Here is an 18,540-nt window from a genome sequence, read left to right as displayed (position 1 = left end):
TCGCAATGGAGTATTCACTATGTTTCAGCCCGGCCGCAACCACGGGCACGGAACTCACCGAGGAGACGAATGACCAGCGAGCCACGACCAGCTGCGTTGATCGCGATGTCGCCCGAGGTGTTCTTCCAGCAGTTCGACGAGACACGCATGCAGCGCATCGATGCACTCGTCGACCTCATGATTTCCGGCCCAGTGGCGGACCTCGACGATCCGGCCCTCGCCGCTCGGCTCGCGGGCGTCGAAGTGCTCATCACCTCGTGGGGCGCCCCTCAACTGACGTCGGAACGGCTCGATCGCATGCCCGCGCTTCGCGCGGTCTTCCATGCAGCAGGCACGGTGCGCAGCCTCACGACCGACGCATTCTGGCGACGCGGCATCACGGTCACGAGCGCCGCCGAAGCGAACTCGATCCCCGTCGCCGAGTTCACGTTCGCGTCGATCGTGCTCGCCGACAAGCGAGCGCAGTTCCTCTCGCGCGAGCCGCTCGCCCATCGCGAAGCCTGGAAGACGCGCTTCGTCACCGACGACTATTCGAACCTCGGCCGCACGATCGGGGTCGTCGGGTTCAGCCGCATCGGCCGCCGCGTGGTCGCCCTGCTCCACCAACTCGAAGACGTCGTGGTACTCGTCGCCGACCCGCACGCCGACGCCACGGCCGTCGCCGCAGCCGGTGCTCGCCTCGTCGACCTCGAAGAGATGCTCGGGCAGGTCGATGTGCTGAGCCTGCACGCCCCCGAGCTGCCCGAGACCCGGCACATGATCGGCGGCGCTCAGCTCGCGCTGCTCCGCGACGGGGCAACCGTCGTCAACACGGCGCGGGGGAGCCTCATCGACACCGAGGCGCTCACGGCGGAATGCGCCGCCGGCCGGCTCGACGCGGTGCTCGACGTCACCGACCCGGAGCCGCTGCCGCTCGACTCGCCGCTCTACCGCTTGCCCAACGTGTCGATCACGCCGCACATCGCCGGATCCGTCGGCACCGAGACTCGCCGCATGTCCGACTCGGCGCTCGACGAGCTCTCCCGTTGGACCAAGGGGCTCCCGCTCGAGAGCGAAGTGGTGCTCGCCGACCTCGGGGTGAGCGCATGAGCGGGCACGCAAACGCAAACGCAAACGCAACCGCAGACCCGCTGGCGCCCCTCACCGGGTGGAGCCGTCGCGACTGGCTTCAACTCGCCGACCGCATGCTCGACGCGGCGCGGCAGGTGGCCTCGCCGCGACACGCGAAGCTGTCCTTCCCGGGTACTCCGGGCGGCTACGGCACGGATGTCGACGCGCTCGAGGGGTTCACTCGCACGTTCATGCTCGCCGCCTTCCGCATCGCCGGGGCGCCTGAAGCGACCGGCGACCTCGCCGCCTGGTACGGAGAGGGACTCGACGCCGGCACCGACCCGTCGTCGCCGGAGCGGTGGCCGCGGCCCGACGAGGTCGACCAGGCCAAGGTCGAGGCGGCTGCCCTCGCGATCGGCCTGCACCTGACCCGCGAGGTGCTGTGGTCGAACCTCGCGCCTCGCGTGCAAGGACAGATCGTCGACTACCTCTCGACCTTCATCGGCGGCAGCTACCCGCCCAACAACTGGGCCTGGTTCCGCATCGTCGTCGAGCAGTTCCTCGGCAGCGTCGGTGCGCCGTACTCCCGTGCCGACATCGAGGAGGACCTCGAACTGCTCGACGGCTTCTTCCGCGAAGACGGATGGATCGCCGACGGCGCCGGTCGCTCGTTCGACCACTACACGGGGTGGGCGCTGCATCTCTATCCCGTGATCTGGGAGACGATGCTCGCCGCCGATGACCCGTTCCGCGATCGCCTGCCTCGGTACCGGGCGTCGCTCGACCGGTACCTCGTCGATGCGGTCGCGCTCGTCGGCGCCGACGGCGGCCCGCTCATCCAGGGTCGCAGCCTCACCTACCGCTTCGCCGCAGCCGCACCGTTCTGGGCCGGCGCCATGGCCGGATCCACGGCGGTCGAACCGGGTCTGCTGCGCCGTGCGGCCAGCGGCATCGTGTCGCATTTCGTCGAACGTGGTGCGCCCGACGAGCACGGGCGACTCTCGCTCGGCTGGCACGGCGCGTGGCGCCCGATCGCCCAGCACTACTCGGGCACCGGCTCGCCGTACTGGGCGTCGAAGGGCATGCTCGGCATCGCCCTGCCCGAGACGCACCCCGTCTGGACCGCCGTCGAACAGCCGTTGCCCGTCGAGCAGGGCGACTTCGTGCGCCGCCTCACCGCGCCGGGCTGGCTCGTCGCCGCCACCGGGGCCGACGGCATCATCAGGGTCACGAACCACGGCACCGACCACGGCACGGCAGGCGAGCTCGGCATCGACGCGCCGTTGTACGCGAGGTTCGGCTACTCGACCGCGACTGCGCCGCTGCTCGCCGGCGGCGCCGCCGGCGAACGTCCAGACCAATCGGTCGGCGTCCTCGTCGACGGCGTCGCGAGCGACCGGTCGGGGTTCACGACCGACGCGCTCGAGACGATCGAGTGCGATGACGGCGGGGCCGCCGGGTGGGCCGTCTCGACGGCTCGCGCCCACTGGGTGAGCGAGGCTCCCGACCGCCCGGACCACGGCACGCCCTGGCCCGGCGGAGTCGTGCGGCACGGCCCGAGCATCACGACGGCTTCGCTCGTGCGCGGCGCCTGGGAGGTGCGCTTCGTGCGCCTCCGCTTCGACGAGCACACCGCGGTGCGCGGCGACGAGCTTCGAGTGAGCGGATGGCCCGTGTCGGGCGATGAGCCGGTCGTCGACGTGTCGACGGGCAGCGCGACCGGCCGTGCGAACGATCTCGTCACCGACATCCGCTCGATCGCGGGCTTCACCGCATCGGGTGTGCAGCTCGACGGCGACGCCACCTTCCTCGGGCGACGCACTGCCACGCCCTGGCTCACCGCACCGCTCCGCGACGACGGGCGCTGGCACATCGCCGCGATCGGACTCGCGGCAGGCACGGTCGCGCCGGCGCCCGCCGTCACCGCATCGAGCGACACCGACGTGCTCGTCGTCTGGAGTGACGGCGTACGAGCTCGGGTCACCCTCCCCACCACGGGCTGACCACCTGCAAACCGACGCTTCCGGCGTCGACTACCATCGCCAAGTCAAAGGAGATCACGCAATGAAGCGCACCATCACGGCAGCGGTCGCAACAGCGGCCCTCGCGGCCCTCACCCTCGCCGGATGCTCCGGCCAGCCCTCGGCACCGGCCGAAGAAGAGGGCCCCGTGACGCTCAGCGTCGCCGTCTGGAACTACGACCAGACCCCCGAGTTCAAAGCCCTCTTCGACGCGTTCGAGGCCGAGAACCCCGACATCACGATCGAGCCCGTCGACATCCTCGCCGAGGACTACCCCGAGAAGGTCACCACCATGCTCGCCGGCGGCGACACGACCGACGTGCTCACGATGAAGACCGTCACCGACTACCTCCGCTACGCCGAGCGTGGCCAGCTGCTCGACGTCACCGACAACGTGGAGGCGATGGAGACCGACAAGATCGCCGGGCTCGACCCGTACGACGTCGACGGCGCCTACTATGCGGCGCCCTACCGGCAGGACTTCTGGCTGCTCTACTACAACAAGGGCCTCTTCGACGCGGCCGGGCTCGACTACCCCGACCACATCACGTGGGACGAGTACGCCGAGCTCTCCGAGCAGCTCACCGACGACGCGGCGAGCCCGAAGGTGTTCGGCAGCTACCAGCACATCTGGCGATCCACGGCGCAGGCCATCGCGGCGGCGCAGACCGGTGGCGACCTCGTCAGCGGCGACTACGGGTTCATGAAAGACCAGTACGAGCTCTTCCTCGATCTGCAGCAGCAGGGCTTCTCGCTCGACTACGCCACGGCGAAGTCGCAGCAGATGAGCTATCGCACCATGTTCGAGACCGGCCAGACCGCGATGATGCATATGGGCACCTGGTATATCGCCGGCATCAAGGCCGCGATCGACGCAGGCACCTCGACGATCGATTGGGGCGTCGCCCCCATGCCGCAGATCGACTCGGGCGACGAGACCGTCACGTTCGGCGCACCAACGGCGTTCGCCGTGAACGCGAAGTCGAAGCACCCCGCGGCCGCGACGAAGTTCCTCGAGTTCGCCGCCGGTGAAAAGGCTGCCATCGCGATCGCCGAGATCGGTGTGGTTCCCGCCTTCGGCTCCGACGCCGTCACCGAGGCGTTCACGGCACTGCCCACCGATGAACTCTCGGTCACGACCTTCAACGAACCGAAGGATGTCGTGCTCGAGATGCCGGTCAGCGAGTTCACCGCCGACGTCAACACGATCCTCGACGAGGAGCACGACCTCGTCATGGTCGGCGAATCGTCGGTGGATGACGGCATCACCACCATGGAGGACCGCGTGAAGAGCGAGGTCCTCGGCGAGTAACGCCGCCGGGCCCGTTCCCGCGAAGGAACGGGCCCGCCGGCCCTCGTCGTGGGCTGCAGCATCCGCCTCGTCTGGAAGGACCATCATGGCTGTCACCGCCCCCGCACCGCAGCGGTTCGCGACGCGCGAGCGAGCGAAGCGAAAGCGTCGCGACATCGCCGTCGGCTGGAGCTTCATCCTGCCGAACTTCCTCGGCTTCGCTGTGCTGACCCTCGTGCCGATGGCCGGGGCGTTCGTGCTGGCGTTCATGGAGTGGGACTCGTTCACCCCGCCCGAGTGGGTCGGCCTCGACAATTTCGAGCGAATGGTGGGTGACCAGTCGTTCTGGATCGCCCTCGGCAACACCGCGTACTACGCCCTCGGGCACATCCCGCTCACCATGGCCGCGTCACTGGGTCTCGCCCTGCTGCTGAATCGCAAACTCCGGGGGCTCGGCTTCTTCCGCACGGCCATGTTCTTCCCCTACGTCACCTCGCTCGTCGCGGTCGCCGTCGTCTGGAACATGCTCTTCAACCCGACCGCGGGCCCGATCAACCAGGTGCTCGAATTCCTCGGCGTCACCGACCCGCCCGGCTGGACGACGAGTTCGGCGTGGGCGATGCCGGCGGTCATCATCACGAGCGTCTGGCGCGACATGGGGTACTACATGGTGCTCTACCTGACCGGGCTGCAGGCGATCCCGACCGAGTACTACGAAGCCGCCGAGGTCGACGGCGCGAACGCCTGGCAGCGCTTCTGGAACGTCACGATCCCGTCGCTTCGGCCCACGACGTTCTTCGTGCTCGTGATGATCACGATCTCGAGCTTCAAGGTCTTCGACCTGATCGTCGTCATGACCGACGGCGGGCCGGGGCGGGCCACCACCGTGCTGTCGCAGCTCATCTACCGCGAGGGCATCGTGCAGAACCGGTTCGGCTACTCCTCGGCGATCGCGCTCGTGCTGTTCGTGATCGTGCTCGCCTTCACCGCCGCCCAATTCACGTTGCAGAAGCGGAAGGAGCGATGATGACCGACACCCGGATCGACGAGGAGAGCAGGCTCGGCCCCTTCGAGACCACTGCGACGGCGGCGTTCACCGCACCCCAACCGACCGTCGGCCGTCGGCGGCCGCAACGCGGCGGCGCGACACCGACCGCACGCAAGGTACTGCTCTACGTGCTGCTCGTCATCGTCGTGGGGCTCGTCTTCGTGCCCTTCTTCTGGATGATCTCCTCGTCGCTGAAGCACGACAACCAGGTGTTCCAGATTCCGACGCAGTGGATCCCGACCGAGTTCGTGTGGTCGAACTACGTCGACATCTGGAGCAGGATCCCGCTTGCGAACTACTTGAAGAACTCGTTGTTCCTCGCGATCGTGATCACGTTCCTGCAGCTCGTCACCGGCAGCTTCGCCGCGTACGGGTTCGCGAAGCTCAAGTTCCCGGGTCGCGACGTGCTCTTCGTCGCCTACATCGCCACGATCGCGGTGCCGTGGCAGGCGTACATGATTCCGCAGTACATCATGATGCAGCAGGCCGGCCTCGTGAACACCCACCTCTCGATCATCCTGCTGCAGGCATTCGGGGCGTTCGGCGTGTTCCTGATGCGGCAGTACTACCTGACCATTCCCGACGAACTATGCGAGGCGGCCCGCATCGACGGCATGAGCGAGTACGGCATCTGGGCCCGCATCATCCTGCCGCTGTCGAAGCCCGCCCTCGCGAGCCTCGGCCTGCTCACCTTCGTCGGCGTGTGGAACGACTACATGGGCCCCTTCATCTACCTCACGAGCAACGACCTCTGGACGGTGCAGCTCGGGCTCCGCTCCTTCGTCGGCCAGTTCGACGCCCAGTACGCGATGATCATGACCGGTTCGGTGATCTCGGTCGTGCCGATCGTGATCGTGTTCCTGCTCGGGCAGAAGCACTTCATCCAGGGCATCGCGACGAGCGGGCTGAAGGGATGACCGGCGGGCCGCTGCGGCGACTGTTCTCGCCGTCGGCGTCGGCGTTCGAGACGGCCTTCGAGACCGTGTACCTGGCGCTCGGCGTGGGGCTCAGCGCGGTGTCGGCGGGCTTTCTTCCCCTCGTCGCCGCGTTCGTCTCCGTGGCGCGCCCGCTCGAGGCCTGGCCGTTCCTCCTCGTGTGCGCGCTGCCGATCGGGCCTGCGTTCGCGGCGGCGTTCACGGTGTTCGGCGCCGCGAAGACGGCGAGCGATGTCGCGCCGTTCCGCGACTTCTTCCGTGCCTGGCGCGCGCTCGTGCTGCCCGCCCTCGCGGTGTGGGCGGGCTTCCTCGCCCTCGCCGGCGTGCTCGTCGTCGACATCGGCGTGATCTGGGGTTCGCCGTTCGCCGCGCTCATCGGTCCGGTGACCGTGGTGGTCGCCGCGCTCGCCGTGGTCGGCACACTGCACGCGCTCGTGCTGATCGCCGGGCCGCAACGGGTGGGCGCTCTCGCCGCCGCGAGGGCCGGACTCGTCGTGGCCGTGCGGCGGCCCGTGCTGAGCGTGCTCTCGCTCGTCGTCGTCGCGGTCTGGGCGATGGTCGTGCTCGCCCAGCCCGCCCTCGGGCTCGCGCTGAGTGGATTCGCCTTGCTCGTCGTACAGGCGAACTCGGCGGCTGCCGTCGCAGTGGTCGCGTCGACCGGCGAGTGAGACCACGCCGGCGAGTGAGACTACGCCGGCGAGTTGACGCGAGCCCGCCGACGTGCTCGCATGGCGGCATGGAACAACGACGCCCGGCCGCGGCATCCGGCCTCATCGACGACGACGAACTCGACGACCTCGAGCGCGAGTTCGTCGGTCGCGTGCGTGGCCGGGTGCTCGAGATCGGCGCAGGGGAGGGCGAGAACTTCGGTGCGATGCATCCCGACGTCGACTGGGTCGGCCTCGAACCGGATGCCGCGCGGCGGGCCGAGCTCGCCACGCGAGCCCGCGAGTGGGGTCACCACGCCGCGCCGCTCGACGCGCGGGCGGAGACCATTCCGTTGCCCGACCACTCGGTCGACGCCGTCGTCGCCACCTACGTGCTGTGCTCGGTCGACGACCCCGCGGTCGCGCTCGCCGAGGTGCGGCGCGTGCTTGCGCCCGGCGGCAGGGTGGTGTTCATCGATCACGTGGCTGCGCCTCAGCGCACCGCGAAGCGCGCCTTGCAGCGCGTCGCGACGCCGTTCACGGCGAGGTTCTGCCACGGATGCCACTGGGACCGCGACACCGGGCGGGCGCTTGCCGATGCGGGGTTCGTGGGCGACGACGTGCGCCCGCTCCGAGTGCGTTCGATGCCGTTCGGCCCCGTGCCGACGCTGCTCTTCGACGGGCATGCGCCCTGACGGCGTCGCCGTTCGAGTCGCGCCGGGTCGGGCTCGCGCCGGGTCGGGTCGCGCCCGCCGCGAGGCATCCGTCGCCCTCGACTACCCTTGAACCATGAGCCGCACCGTTTGGACCGTCATCGGCGTGATCGTCGCCGTCGTCATCGCCTGGTTCCTCGTCGACGTGCTGTTCAGCCTGCTCTGGTTCATCGGCAAGCTCGTGATCGTCGCCATTGTCGCCGTGATCGTGTACTTCGTGCTGCGAAGCGTGTTCGCGCGCCGCGGTTCCGGTGGACAGGGCTCGATCGAGCGCTGAGCGCCATTCGTCCACAACCCGGGAACCGAGGGTCGGCTGCCGGACATTCCTGAGTGCGCGCACCCGCGCACGAAGGGAATCGAATGCCTGCGAACTCCATCGACCCCGCGGCGGTTTCGCTGCCGCCCACCGAGGCCGTCGACATCACGCCGTACCTCGCCGATCTGCTCGATCAGTCCAGCGACTGACATGGCGACGGCGCGGAGCCGGAGCATCCGCGCCGTTCGCGTCGGGACCACCCGTCTCGCACCGGACCGGCGATATCCGCGGTCCTGTGCGACTCGAGTGGTCCCGTGCGGGGTCACGCCGTGCGGGGTCACGCCGTGCGCGCCACCGCCTCGGCGTGCTCAGTCGCCCACGTGAGGGCGTACTCGGCGATCTCCGGCCAACCGTCTCGGCTCACGAGGCGGTGCGTGCGGCCCGGGAACTCGCGGTCGTCGATGACGGCTCGACCCGGTGCTCGCCGTGGGGGTTCGACCTCGCCGAGGTGTCAGCGCCCGTGCTGCTCGTGCAGGGCGAGGGGGATCGACTGATCCCGCCGGCGCACGCGTCGTGGATGCACGCGCACGTCCCGAACTCCGAGTTGTGGTTGCGGCCCGTCACTCGAGCGCGGCCTGCGCCTCATCGGCTGCGGCGCGAGCCTCGCTCGCCGACCGGGCCGCGCGGTCGTGCTCCCGGCCGAGCGGGCGGAGTTCGCGCTCGGCATCGCCGAGTTCGGTCTCGACCTCGCGCAGCCGTTTCTCGAGGTCGTCGCGCTGCTCGGCGCGATCGTCGATCAGTCGGCTGAGCGTCGCGATGCGCTGCTCGAGCTCGTCGAGCGAGCGTTCGGCCTCCGCTGCTCGCGCATCGGCCTCCTCCACTGCACGTTCGGCCCGCTCGCGCGCGTCGCGCTCTCGCGCATCGCGTCGTGCCGATTCCGCGCGCTCCTGCTCTGCCGATCGGGTTCGCGTCTCCGCCCTCGAACCGGTGCCTCCGTCGGCGCGTCCACCGGCGCCTCCGCTGTCCGCTCCGCTCTCGCTGCCGCCGGGCACGCCCAACGCGGCATCCGCATCGCCGCCGGCAACCGCCCCATCGAGATCGACCTCGCGGCCGACGGCCTCGAGGCCGCGAACGAGGCGTCCGGTGCGCACGGCAGCGGCGGCAGCGGCATCCGACATCGCCGCCTGCATCGTCTGGGCGACTTCATCGAGCACCGGGCTGCGCACCGGGTTGCCGAGCGACTCGGCGAGCTCGCCGGCGTCGCGAGCGAGTGCTGAGACGAGCTGGCGCCGCTGCCGGGCGAATTGCGCGAGCGTGCCGGCGTCGAGGTCGTCGCCGGCGTCGCGGAGTTCGGCACCGAGATCGATGATCGAGTCGACCTGGTCTGCGCGCTGCCGTACGAGCTGATTCACGAGCCATGCCGCAGGCGAAGGGCGACGCAGCTCGCGAATGCCGGCCGCCAATTCGCGATCGTCGGCGGCGACCGACTTCGCCAGCTCGTTGCGCGCCGCGGTGAACGCATCGGGCAGCTGCGCGTACAGCTCCTCGGCGATGTCGGTCAGCGATTGCCCGGGCACGCCCTCATCCTCGCCGATCGCGGGTCGGGGAGGAAGAACCGGCGCGGCGCGCGCGGCGCACGCGGGTGCGATGTACTGGGTGCATGCGAATCGTGGTGCTCACCGGAGCCGGCATCTCCGCCGAGAGCGGGGTGGCGACCTTCCGCGACGCCGGCGGGCTGTGGGAGAACCATCGCGTCGAGGATGTCGCGACTCCCGAGGCGTTCGAACGTGACCCCGACACCGTGCAGCGGTTCTACGATGCGCGACGACACGCGGTCGCGACGGTCGCACCGAACCTCGCCCATGACGCGCTCGTACGGCTCGAACAGCGCCTCGACGACCGACCCGACGACGAGCTCTTGATCGTCACGCAGAACATCGACGACCTGCACGAGCGTGCCGGGTCACGCGGTGTCGTGCACATGCACGGCGAGCTCGGCTCGACGCTCTGCGCCGCTTGCGGTGGCCGGGCGCCCGTCGCGGCCGACCTCATCGAATGGCCGCAGTGCCGGGCCTGCGGCGAGCGGATGCTGCGCCCCGATGTCGTCTGGTTCGGCGAGATGCCCTACGAGCTCGACCACATCGAGCGCGCGCTCGTCACGTGCGACGTCTTCGCCGCGATCGGCACCTCGGGCGCCGTGTATCCGGCTGCCGGGTTCGTCTCGACGGCCGCCGAGTACGGCGCGCGCACCGTCGAGCTGAACCTCGCACCGAGCGAGATCACGATGCTCTTCGACGAGGTGCGGCACGGCCCCGCGAGCCACGTGGTGCCCGAGTGGGTCGACGGGATCATCGACGCGATGGCCTGAACACCGTGAGCGTGATCGCCGTGATGTCGCGCTCACTCGTGCTGCGCGTCGAGGTGCGCCCGGAGCGCGTCGAGCGCGGGGCGCTGGCCTGCGACGAGCAGTTCGCGCGCCTCGGCGACGGGCACCCATCGCGCGTCGTCGACCTCGGGGAACTCGCGCAGCCGGCCCGACCGTGGCGGCCATTCGAGCTCGAAGGTGTTCGAAGCCACCTCGGCGATCTCGAAGCCCTGCGCCCGGCCGGCGAACACGCGTACGCGCTTGCCCGATGAATACCGGAAGTCGCCGAGATCGATGACGTCGACCTCGGGCGCTCGCCTGCCGATCTCCTCGGCGAACTCGCGCTGCGCCGCCGCGAGCGGCGCTTCATCGTCGGCGTACTCGCCTTTCGGAATCGACCAGGCGCCGGCCTGCTTCCGCGCCCAGAACGGCCCTCCCATATGCGCGATGAACACCTCGAGCCCGGGTGACTCGCGGAACAGCAGCAGACCCGCGCTCGTCACCGGCATCGCTCGCCGCCCGAGTCGTCGCGTGTCGGGGGTAGCGTGGACTGCACGACGTGAAGGAGCTGCACATGGCACGCATCATCATCATCGGGGGCCACGGCAAGGTCGCCCTGAAACTCGAACGGCTGCTCGCCGATCGCGGCGACGTCGTCGACGCGATCATCCGCAACGCCGATCACGCCGCCGACGTCGAGGCGGCCGGAGCGAACCCGGTCGTCGCCGACATCGAGCAGCTCGACGTCGACACGCTCGCCGAACTGCTGCACGGACACGATGCCGTGGTCTGGTCGGCCGGTGCCGGCGGCGGCAGTCCCGAACGCACGTACGCCGTCGATCGCGACGCCGCAATCCGGTCGATGACCGCGGCCGAACGCGCGGGCGTTCGGCGTTACGTGATGGTGTCGTACTTCGAATCGCCCGACCACACGGTGCCCGAGGACAACTCGTTCCACGCCTACGCCGAGGCGAAGGCGGCGGCCGACGAACACCTCGCGACCACGACACTCGACTGGACGATTCTCGGCCCCAGCCGGTTGACCGACGGCGACGGCACGGGACGCATCGACACCGAGGCATCCGAGAGTCGTACCGTCGACCGAGCGGATGTCGCCGCGGTCGCAGCCGAAGTGCTGCACCGCGCGCAGACGGCGCGCCGCACGATCCGGTTCAACGGCGGCGGCACGCCGATCGCCGACGCCCTCGGCTGAGCGAGCGCTGCCGCGCACGGCCTCGCGCCGGGTCAGTGCTCGCGTGGCCGGCGGATGAGCGACCAGAGTGCCGCGAGGAGCAGCACCCCGCCGACCGTCATGAACGTTCCGAGAATCGACCACAGCACTGCATCAATCGTCATCGTGCACCTCCACGTCAGTGGGTTCATTCTGCCCGCGGGCGGGCTCGAGCGCCAGCATCGCAGCGCGTCGCGTTCAGCCGAGCATGATCGAGTTGCAGGCGTTCGGGCTCACCCGCACGGTGAAGAGCGCCCGCGGCTGCCAGCGGCGTAGCTCAGTTCGATGAACGAATTCGGCGCCACGTCAAGCTCTTGACGGATGCCGCGGACCCCGCTCACGCTGGATGCATCCCTACCGCGGAGGCATCATGACCGATCCACGAGATACGACACGACGACACGAAGCTCGGGGCATCGTCGACACCAGTGCCAACGACCTCGACGCCGAGCAGCGCAACGCGGCCGACGACACGGAGACGGCCGAATCAGACGCCGCCCGGAACGGAGCATCGCAGGGTGACGACCCGAACGACCTCGATGCCGACAACGCCGTCGAGGCCGACACGATCGAGACGGTCGATCCCGCCAACCCGCCGGCGTGACCGAGCAGGGTCGATGCGTTCTGCTCTGAGCGGATCGGCCTGACGGCGAGCGGATGCCGCGGCTAACCTCGGGCCATGGGCAAGGTCGTCGAGTTCACACGGGCCACTGACCGACGCGCCACGGAGCCGAGCGCTCCGAGGCCGAACGCGGCGAAGCCGAATGCACCGAAGCCACTGTGGCGACACGCGCTCGGCGAGGTGCTGCGCGGCGAACGACTCGGCCAGGAGCGGATCCTGACGGAGGTCGCAGCGACCGCCGGTGTCTCGCCGCAGTACCTCTCCGAGATCGAGCGCGGACGCAAGGAGGCTTCGTCAGAGGTGCTCGGCTCGGTCGCCGAGTCGCTCGGACTCGAGCTCGTCGACGTCGTGCACCGTGTCGGCTCGTTGCTCGCCGAGCGGCAGGAAGCCGAGCGACGCGAAGCCGAGCGGCGTGAGCTGCTGCGAGTGGAGGCGTCGTTCGCCTTCCGGGCCGACGTGGTCGACGCAGTCGACCACGTCGACACGATCCACGTGGTCGATCCGGTCGGCGCGGCTGCGGAGCATCCGCTGGCCGTCGTCATGCCCGGCGGGCTGTACGCGCCCGCCGAGCCCGGCGCCTACCTGCTCGCCGCGTAACCCCGCGACGCCGCCACCTCGACCTGCGTCGTCAGCACGTGGTCGGCGAGCCCGTACTCGACCGCTGCGCTCGCCGGCAGGATGAGGTCGCGGTCGGTGTCGTGCCGGAGCGTCGCCGCGTCGCGACCGGTGTCGGCGGCGAGTGCCGCCTCGAGCTCGGCCCGCACGCGCACCACCTCGTCGGCGTGCAGGATGAGGTCGGGGATCGTGCCGCGCCCCTGCGTCGACGGTTGGTGCAGGATGACCCGCCCGTGCGGCAGGATCGCCCGCTGCCCCTTCGCTCCACCGGCGAGCAGCACCGCGGCCGGCCCGCCCGCCTGGCCGACGCACGTCGTCGCGACATCCGGCCGGATGTGCCGCATCGTGTCGTACACCGCGAGCGCAGCGCCGGGCGAGCCGCCGGGGGAGTTCAGGTAGAGGCTGATCGGCGTCTCGCTCGACTCCGAGGCCAGGTGCAGGAACTGCGCGATCAGCACATTCGCGACACCGTCGTCGATCTCGGTGCCGAGGTAGACGATGCGGTCCGAGAGCAAGCGGCTGTAGACGTCGAGCGAACGCTCGCTGTTGCCGCGCTTCTCGACGACGTAGGGGATCGTGTAGCTGCTCATGCCGGCACTCGCATTCCGGTCTGCGCCCGCAGTCCGACCTGGGGATCGCGTCCCTGTGGGAACATCTCGCCGAAGCCGTCGGCGATGCGGTCGATGAAGCCGTAGTCGACGGCCTCGGCGGCGGTGTACCAGCGGTCGCGCAAGGAGTCCTCGGCGATGCGCTCGATCGGCTGGCCGGTGTTCTCGGCCGTGATGCCGAGCACCGTGTCTCGGGTGTAGCGCAGGTCGTCGGCCTGCAGCTCGACGTCGACGGCGGTGCCGCCGATGCCGGCCGAGCCCTGGTGCATCAGGATCCGTGCGTGCGGCAGTGCGAACCGCTTGCCCTTCGTGCCGGCGCTCAGGAGGAATTGCCCCGCGCTCGCCGCGATGCCGACGGCGATCGTCGACACGTCGTTCGGGATCGACCGCATGAGGTCGGCGATCGCGAGCATGGCCGAGACCGAGCCGCCGGGCGAATTGATCCAGAGGCGGATGTCGCGGCGCTGGTCGTCGGCCGCAAGCGTCATGAGTTGGGCGCAGAGCCGGTTGCCGACCTGCTGGTCGAGGCTGTCGCCGAGCACGATGATGCGCTCGTGGAAGAGCCGCTTCGTGAGTTCGGCGTCGATCGGCTGGATCGGTGGGGAGTCGTTATCGCTCATGCATCCAGCGTGCGTGCGGGCCGTCACCGGTGGGGCGGATGCCGCTCACAGCAGTGCTGCCGTGAGCGGAGCTGCCCTGAGCAGAGCCGCTCAGGGCAGCGCTGCCCGGGTGCCGCTGCACCGGACTGCGTTGGTGCTGCGGCATCCATGCGCCACTGGGACGCAGTGGTCGGCGGTCGCACCGGCCCTCGTGACAAAATGTGTCGGTGACCCGTCTGACCGACCCGACCGCGCATCACGCGACCCGTCGGCGCAGTGGGTGGCTGCCGTTCGTCTGGGCGGTACTCGTCGGGGTCACGCTGCTCGCCGCCGTCGTGCTCGGTGCGATCTGGCTGCGGGCGCAACCGTCGGTGCAGGACTTCATCACGCGGTACCCGGGCACGACCCCGCTGCCCGAGGGCGCGCCCGTCGGTATTCCGGCGTGGCTCGGGTGGCAGCACTTCCTCAACGGGTTCTTCCTCGTGCTGCTCGTGCGCTCCGGGCTGCTGCTGCGCAAGGGAGGCCGGCCGCCGGCCCGGTGGGTCCGCAATAACGAGGGTCTCGTGCGCACGAAGAACCCGCCGTGGAAGATCGGCATCTACCTCTGGCTGCACTACGCCGTCGACGTGCTCTGGGTGCTCAACGGAATCGTGTTCATCGCGGCGCTCTTCGCGACCGGGCAATGGATGCGCATCGTGCCGACGAGCGCCGACATCTGGCCGAACGCCGTGTCGGCAGGGTTGCAATTCGCCTCGCTCGACTGGCCGATCGAGCACGCGTGGGTGAACTACAACAGCCTGCAGCTGCTCAGTTACTTCGTGATCGTCTTCGTGGTGGCTCCGCTCGCCGTGATCACGGGGCTGCGTCTCTCGTCGGTGTGGCCGCAGCGCGCCGGGCGACTGAACCGGGTCTACCCGGCTTCGCTCGCGCGTGCGGTGCACTACCCCGTGATGCTCGTGTTCGTGGTGTTCGTCATCGTGCACGTCACGCTCGTCTTCACCACCGGCGCGCTGCGCAACCTCGATGCGATGTACGCGAGCCGCGACGACGCATCGTGGCTCGGGTTCGGCATCTTCGCGGTCTCGCTCGTGGTCTTGGTCGCGGGCTGGTTCGCCGTGCGGCCGGCCGTGCTGAAGCCGATCGCGAGCCGCATGGGCACCGTCTCGCGGTGACCTGGGGTGACCCGGGGTGAGCTGAGCCGAGCCGCGGTTGTTCTGGCAGGCGGGTGTCAGGGCATGTGCTGAGTTACGACGCGCGGCGCGTCAGGTGCATGTGCCAGTTCGGCGGCTGCCAGCTCGCACCCCCGTCAAGCGAGAACGACTGCTGCCAGTGCGGATGCTCGGGGTCGCTCGTCAGCCACTCGAAGCGTTCGCGCGCGGGCGCGCCGCGGAGTTCGAAGTCGGCCTCGAACACGCCATGCCCATCGGTGAACCGGCCCTCGACGGGGGTGTCGAGCACTCCGGGGAACCGTGTGGAGCTCCACCAGATGCGCCAGAGATCGGCGGCGGGTTCGTACAGGCGCAGCGTGAACCCCTCGAACGCACCGCCGTCGGGCGCTTCGGGCACGCTCATGCGGTCGATGTGACCGAAGCCGTCGAGGATCGGGTACACCTCGGCGGTCGCATCGAACTCGACCCATTCGGTGCAGTCGGGGTCGGTGACGTCGCGGAGTTTGCGGTTGCGCACGTGCCACGCGCCGTAGAGGAATTCGAAGTCGTCGGATGCCATGGAGGCAGCCTCCCGCACCCCTCCGACATTCGAGCCCGGCTGGTGGATAGGTAGCCTCGCCTCAGAAGAAAGTGGCGATGATCTGCGGAAACTCGTCCCGGAGATGCTGTGCGGTCGACACGCGCGGGCGTACTATCGCCCCAACGAACAGCCGCGCACCGCACTGGAGGTCACCATGAGCATGACGCTCGACGAACTGCCCGCCGTCGCCGAATGCTCGGTGGCCGGATGCTCCTACAACGACCACTCCCACTGCCACGCGGCCGCGGTCACGATCGGCGGCTCCGTCGGCGATGCCGAGTGCGCCACGTTCATCCCGCTCGGAAAGAAGGGCGGACTCGACAAGGTCGTGACGCACGTCGGGGCGTGTCAACGTGCGGAGTGCGTGCACAACTCGTCACTGGAGTGCACCGCGCCGTCGGTGCGAATCGGGGCCGGGAGCGACGACGCCGACTGCCTCACCTACGAGCCGCGCTGAGCACGCGTTCCCGAGCGCACATCGTCACTACTCTCCGACCGCGCGCCCATCGCGCCCGTCGTCCCGCCGCCCGTCGCGCCCGCCGCCCGTCGAGAGTGCGCCAACTGTCGTTTTCGGCGCCGGATTCCGACATCTAGCGCACTCTCGATGCGCGGGTAGACCGCATCGGCGAGTGATGGGGGCGCGGGAGTGTGTGGGTCAAGGGACGCGCGGAACGGCGCGGGTCAGTTGACGGGGGTGGCGGGGGTGACGGGGCCCTCGCTGAACTGGCATGAGGTCGCAGCGAGCCGCCCGTCGGGGTCGAGTCGTGCGAGCACGGCGCCGGCGATGTCGTAGAGCTGTTCGAGCTGCTCGGGTGCGAGCGCGTCGAGCACCTTCGTTCGCACGGTCTCGACGTGGCCAGGGGCGGCCTCGGCGATCAGTGCGAGACCCGCATCGGTGACCTTGGCGTTCGTCGCCCGGCGGTCTTCGGGGCAGGGGAAGCGCTCGATGAGGCCGCGCTCCTCGAGCCGACGGGCGACGTGGGAGAGTCGGGGGAGCGTCGCGTTCGTGGCGGAGGCGAGTGCGGTCATGCGCATGGTGCGGCCGGGCGCCTGGGCGAGGGCCATGAGGGCGGCGTACTCGAAGTGAGTGAGCCCCGCGTCGCGGAGCAGTTGCGCGTCGAGGGCGCCGGGGAGCAGCTCGGCGAGCGCCACGAGGCGCACCCACGCGGCGGATTCTTCGGAGGCGAGCCACCGGGTGTCATCCGTCATGCTGGGAGTCTATCGCATTAGTTGACGCAACAACTGATGGCGCGTATGGTGATAGTTGTCGGAACAAGTAATCGCGTCGAACGGCGCCGAGAGGATCAACATGACGACCGTCAGCATCATCGGAAACGGCAACATGGGTACGGCCATCGGAGGCATCGTGGCCGCTGGGGGAAACACCGTCGAGTACGTCGGCCGCGACACAGCCGAGCCGATCACCGGCGACATCGTGGTGCTCGCCGTGCCGCACCCCGCCCTCGCCGAGATCGTGGCCGCACGCGGCGCCGAACTCGCCGGCAAGATCGTCGTCGACATCACGAACCCGCTGAACTTCGAGACCTTCGACGGACTCGTCGTGCCGGCCGACGGTTCCTCGGCGAGCGAGCTTTCCGCCGCTCTGCCCGACTCGAAGGTGCTCAAGGCCTTCAACACGAACTTCGCCGCCACCCTGGCATCGAGGTCGGTCGGCTCGAACCCCACCACCGTGCTCATCGCCGGCGACGACGACGCCGCGAAGCAGGCACTCGCCGAGGTCGTGCGGGCGGGCGGCGTGGTGGCGGTCGACGCGGGCCGCCTCTCGCGGGCGCGCGAACTCGAGTCCATCGGCTTCCTGCAGCTCACGCTCGCCGTGCAGGAGAAGGTCGGCTGGAACGCGGGCCTCGCACTCGTCGCCTGACCCCCGCGCGGGCCGCCTGAGTCAGCCGGCGCTGCGCAGGTAGGCCAATTGCGCTCGAACGGATGCCTCGGCTGCACCTCGCACCGAGGCATCCGTGTCTGCGTAGACCAGGTCGGTGACGGCGCCCGCCGAGGCGCCGGCCCCGAGCGTGCGGAGGGCGGCGCGCACCTGCTCGAGTCGCTCGGCGCGGTGCGCGAGGTAGGCATCGCAGATCGCGGCGAGGTCGGGGAGTGCGGGTCCGTGACCGGGCAGCACCCCCACGGGCCCCGGCATGCCGGCGGCACGCAGGCGTTCGAGCGAGTCGAGGTAAGGGCCGAGGGCGCCGTCGGGATCGGCGATGATCGTCGTGCCGCGGCCGAGGATCGTGTCGCCCGTGAGCACGGTTCCGGTCGGGCCGGCAGGCGCGACCGCAGTCTCACCTGCAACGACGTCGGCGGGGAGGGCGAAGCACACCGAGTCCGCCGTGTGGCCGGGGGTCGCGATCACCTCGATCTCGAGTCCGGCGGCGTGGATGCGTTCGCCGTCGGCCAGCGGCGCCCCGCCGAGGCAGAGAGCCGGGTCGATCGCGCGCACCGGGGCATCCGTCATCGCATGGAACGCTTCGAGCGACTCGGTGTGATCGGCATGGTGGTGCGTGACGAGCACGAGCTCGACGGGGCCGGTGCTCGCGAGCGCCGCGAGATGCGCGGCGTCGGCAGGGCCCGGGTCGACGACGACGACACCCGCCGAACCCGGCGCTCGCAGCACGTAGGAGTTGGTGCCATCGAGGGTCATCGGCCCGGCGTTGGGCGCGAGCACGAGCCGGGCGAACGTCGACACGCGCTCACCGGGGCCGGCATCCTGATCCATCCGGGCAGTGTATCCCGCGGCTCGGCGGGGGCGTAGGCGAGCGGTGCGCCATCGCACTC

At 69.8% G+C, this 18,540-nt stretch carries 22 protein-coding genes; 15 read left to right on the top strand and 7 right to left on the bottom strand.

The annotated features are described in order from the left end of the window. The first annotated feature begins 69 nt into the window (after window positions 1-69). The 8 genes from AC1C2R_RS03210 to AC1C2R_RS03175 all read left to right on the top strand — a co-directional run bounded on the left by AC1C2R_RS03210 (window position 70) and on the right by AC1C2R_RS03175 (window position 7,982). Window positions 70-1,089: a hydroxyacid dehydrogenase gene (locus AC1C2R_RS03210; protein WP_495378925.1), complete on the top strand. Its 1,020-nt coding sequence runs from the start codon at window positions 70-72 to the stop codon at window positions 1,087-1,089. Beyond that, window positions 1,086-3,053 carry a DUF2264 domain-containing protein gene (locus AC1C2R_RS03205; protein WP_495378924.1) on the top strand — a complete coding sequence of 656 codons (1,968 nt, stop codon included), beginning with the start codon at window positions 1,086-1,088 and terminating at the stop codon, window positions 3,051-3,053. Before AC1C2R_RS03210 ends, AC1C2R_RS03205 begins: the two co-directional genes overlap by 4 nt. A 61-nt stretch (window positions 3,054-3,114) precedes the next feature. Further along, window positions 3,115-4,383 carry an ABC transporter substrate-binding protein gene (locus AC1C2R_RS03200; RefSeq protein WP_495351097.1) on the top strand — a complete coding sequence of 423 codons (1,269 nt, stop codon included), beginning with the start codon at window positions 3,115-3,117 and terminating at the stop codon, window positions 4,381-4,383. 85 nt (window positions 4,384-4,468) lie between these two features. After that, window positions 4,469-5,389, top strand: a complete 921-nt coding sequence (locus AC1C2R_RS03195; protein WP_495378923.1) for a carbohydrate ABC transporter permease — start codon at window positions 4,469-4,471, stop codon at window positions 5,387-5,389. Then, complete coding sequence (locus AC1C2R_RS03190; protein ID WP_495378922.1) at window positions 5,389-6,327, top strand: carbohydrate ABC transporter permease; 939 nt, start codon at window positions 5,389-5,391, stop codon at window positions 6,325-6,327. The genes AC1C2R_RS03195 and AC1C2R_RS03190 overlap by 1 nt, the downstream gene beginning before the upstream one ends. Further along, on the top strand, window positions 6,324-7,013 hold the full coding sequence (locus tag AC1C2R_RS03185) for a DUF624 domain-containing protein (protein ID WP_495378921.1): 690 nt from the start codon (window positions 6,324-6,326) through the stop codon (window positions 7,011-7,013). The genes AC1C2R_RS03190 and AC1C2R_RS03185 overlap by 4 nt, the downstream gene beginning before the upstream one ends. A gap of 68 nt (window positions 7,014-7,081) precedes the next feature. After that, window positions 7,082-7,687: a class I SAM-dependent methyltransferase gene (locus tag AC1C2R_RS03180; protein WP_495351093.1), complete on the top strand. Its 606-nt coding sequence runs from the start codon at window positions 7,082-7,084 to the stop codon at window positions 7,685-7,687. A gap of 94 nt (window positions 7,688-7,781) precedes the next feature. Further along, window positions 7,782-7,982 carry a hypothetical protein gene (locus tag AC1C2R_RS03175; RefSeq protein WP_495378920.1) on the top strand — a complete coding sequence of 67 codons (201 nt, stop codon included), beginning with the start codon at window positions 7,782-7,784 and terminating at the stop codon, window positions 7,980-7,982. Window positions 7,983-8,581: 599 nt separating this feature from the next. Here the strand turns inward: AC1C2R_RS03175 and AC1C2R_RS03170 are convergent. Next, on the bottom strand, window positions 8,582-9,538 hold the full coding sequence (locus tag AC1C2R_RS03170; protein ID WP_495378919.1) for a transposase: 957 nt from the start codon (window positions 9,536-9,538) through the stop codon (window positions 8,582-8,584). An 83-nt stretch (window positions 9,539-9,621) separates the two neighbouring features. On the opposite strand from AC1C2R_RS03170, the gene AC1C2R_RS03165 reads away from it, so the two are divergent. Beyond that, window positions 9,622-10,329 (top strand): NAD-dependent deacylase, encoded by a 708-nt coding sequence (locus AC1C2R_RS03165; protein ID WP_495378918.1) that lies wholly within the window; start codon window positions 9,622-9,624, stop codon window positions 10,327-10,329. Between the two features lie 32 nt (window positions 10,330-10,361). Here AC1C2R_RS03165 and AC1C2R_RS03160 read toward each other — a convergent pair whose 3' ends face one another. Then, window positions 10,362-10,835, bottom strand: coding sequence for an NUDIX hydrolase (locus AC1C2R_RS03160; protein WP_495351089.1), 474 nt, complete (start codon window positions 10,833-10,835; stop codon window positions 10,362-10,364). Window positions 10,836-10,900: 65 nt separating this feature from the next. Between AC1C2R_RS03160 and AC1C2R_RS03155 the strand changes: the two genes are divergently transcribed. The 3 genes from AC1C2R_RS03155 (at window position 10,901) to AC1C2R_RS03145 (ending at window position 12,776) form a co-directional block, all read left to right on the top strand. Beyond that, entirely contained in the window at window positions 10,901-11,539 is a 639-nt protein-coding gene (locus tag AC1C2R_RS03155; protein ID WP_495378917.1) for an NAD(P)H-binding protein, read from the top strand. A gap of 388 nt (window positions 11,540-11,927) precedes the next feature. Beyond that, window positions 11,928-12,161, top strand: coding sequence for a hypothetical protein (locus AC1C2R_RS03150; protein WP_495351087.1), 234 nt, complete (start codon window positions 11,928-11,930; stop codon window positions 12,159-12,161). A gap of 75 nt (window positions 12,162-12,236) precedes the next feature. Continuing rightward, window positions 12,237-12,776, top strand: a complete 540-nt coding sequence (locus AC1C2R_RS03145; RefSeq protein WP_495378916.1) for a helix-turn-helix domain-containing protein — start codon at window positions 12,237-12,239, stop codon at window positions 12,774-12,776. Here AC1C2R_RS03145 and AC1C2R_RS03140 read toward each other — a convergent pair. Together AC1C2R_RS03140 and AC1C2R_RS03135 are read right to left on the bottom strand one after the other, a co-directional pair. Next, window positions 12,758-13,384 carry a ClpP family protease gene (locus AC1C2R_RS03140; RefSeq protein WP_495351085.1) on the bottom strand — a complete coding sequence of 209 codons (627 nt, stop codon included), beginning with the start codon at window positions 13,382-13,384 and terminating at the stop codon, window positions 12,758-12,760. The genes AC1C2R_RS03145 and AC1C2R_RS03140 overlap by 19 nt on opposite strands. Continuing rightward, on the bottom strand, window positions 13,381-14,022 hold the full coding sequence (locus tag AC1C2R_RS03135) for a ClpP family protease (protein ID WP_495378915.1): 642 nt from the start codon (window positions 14,020-14,022) through the stop codon (window positions 13,381-13,383). The genes AC1C2R_RS03140 and AC1C2R_RS03135 overlap by 4 nt, the downstream gene beginning before the upstream one ends. Window positions 14,023-14,237: 215 nt before the next feature. On the opposite strand from AC1C2R_RS03135, the gene AC1C2R_RS03130 reads away from it, so the two are divergent. After that, entirely contained in the window at window positions 14,238-15,173 is a 936-nt protein-coding gene (locus tag AC1C2R_RS03130) for a cytochrome b/b6 domain-containing protein (protein ID WP_495380367.1), read from the top strand. Window positions 15,174-15,246: 73 nt separating this feature from the next. Here the strand turns inward: AC1C2R_RS03130 and AC1C2R_RS03125 are convergent, their stop codons facing one another. Beyond that, window positions 15,247-15,729 carry a hypothetical protein gene (locus AC1C2R_RS03125; RefSeq protein WP_495378914.1) on the bottom strand — a complete coding sequence of 161 codons (483 nt, stop codon included), beginning with the start codon at window positions 15,727-15,729 and terminating at the stop codon, window positions 15,247-15,249. 175 nt (window positions 15,730-15,904) lie between these two features. On the opposite strand from AC1C2R_RS03125, the gene AC1C2R_RS03120 reads away from it, so the two are divergent. Further along, the gene (locus AC1C2R_RS03120; RefSeq protein WP_495378913.1) at window positions 15,905-16,207 is read left to right on the top strand and encodes a DUF1540 domain-containing protein; all 303 of its coding nucleotides are present in this window, start codon (window positions 15,905-15,907) and stop codon (window positions 16,205-16,207) included. Window positions 16,208-16,431: 224 nt separating this feature from the next. Here the strand turns inward: AC1C2R_RS03120 and AC1C2R_RS03115 are convergent, their stop codons facing one another. Next, window positions 16,432-16,959 carry a MarR family winged helix-turn-helix transcriptional regulator gene (locus AC1C2R_RS03115; RefSeq protein WP_495378912.1) on the bottom strand — a complete coding sequence of 176 codons (528 nt, stop codon included), beginning with the start codon at window positions 16,957-16,959 and terminating at the stop codon, window positions 16,432-16,434. Between the two features lie 100 nt (window positions 16,960-17,059). Here AC1C2R_RS03115 and AC1C2R_RS03110 point away from each other — a divergent pair, with 100 nt between their 5' ends. Next, window positions 17,060-17,632, top strand: a complete 573-nt coding sequence (locus tag AC1C2R_RS03110) for an NADPH-dependent F420 reductase (protein WP_495351080.1) — start codon at window positions 17,060-17,062, stop codon at window positions 17,630-17,632. Between the two features lie 21 nt (window positions 17,633-17,653). On the opposite strand, the gene AC1C2R_RS03105 is transcribed toward AC1C2R_RS03110, so the two are convergent. Continuing rightward, the gene (locus AC1C2R_RS03105; protein ID WP_495378911.1) at window positions 17,654-18,481 is read right to left on the bottom strand and encodes an MBL fold metallo-hydrolase; all 828 of its coding nucleotides are present in this window, start codon (window positions 18,479-18,481) and stop codon (window positions 17,654-17,656) included. Between the last annotated feature and the right edge of the window lie 59 nt (window positions 18,482-18,540).

It is taken from the genome of Agromyces sp. Y182, from assembly GCF_059445385.1.
The sequence above is the reverse complement of the archived record's forward strand: the minus strand, read 5'-3'. Positions and strand labels throughout refer to the sequence as shown.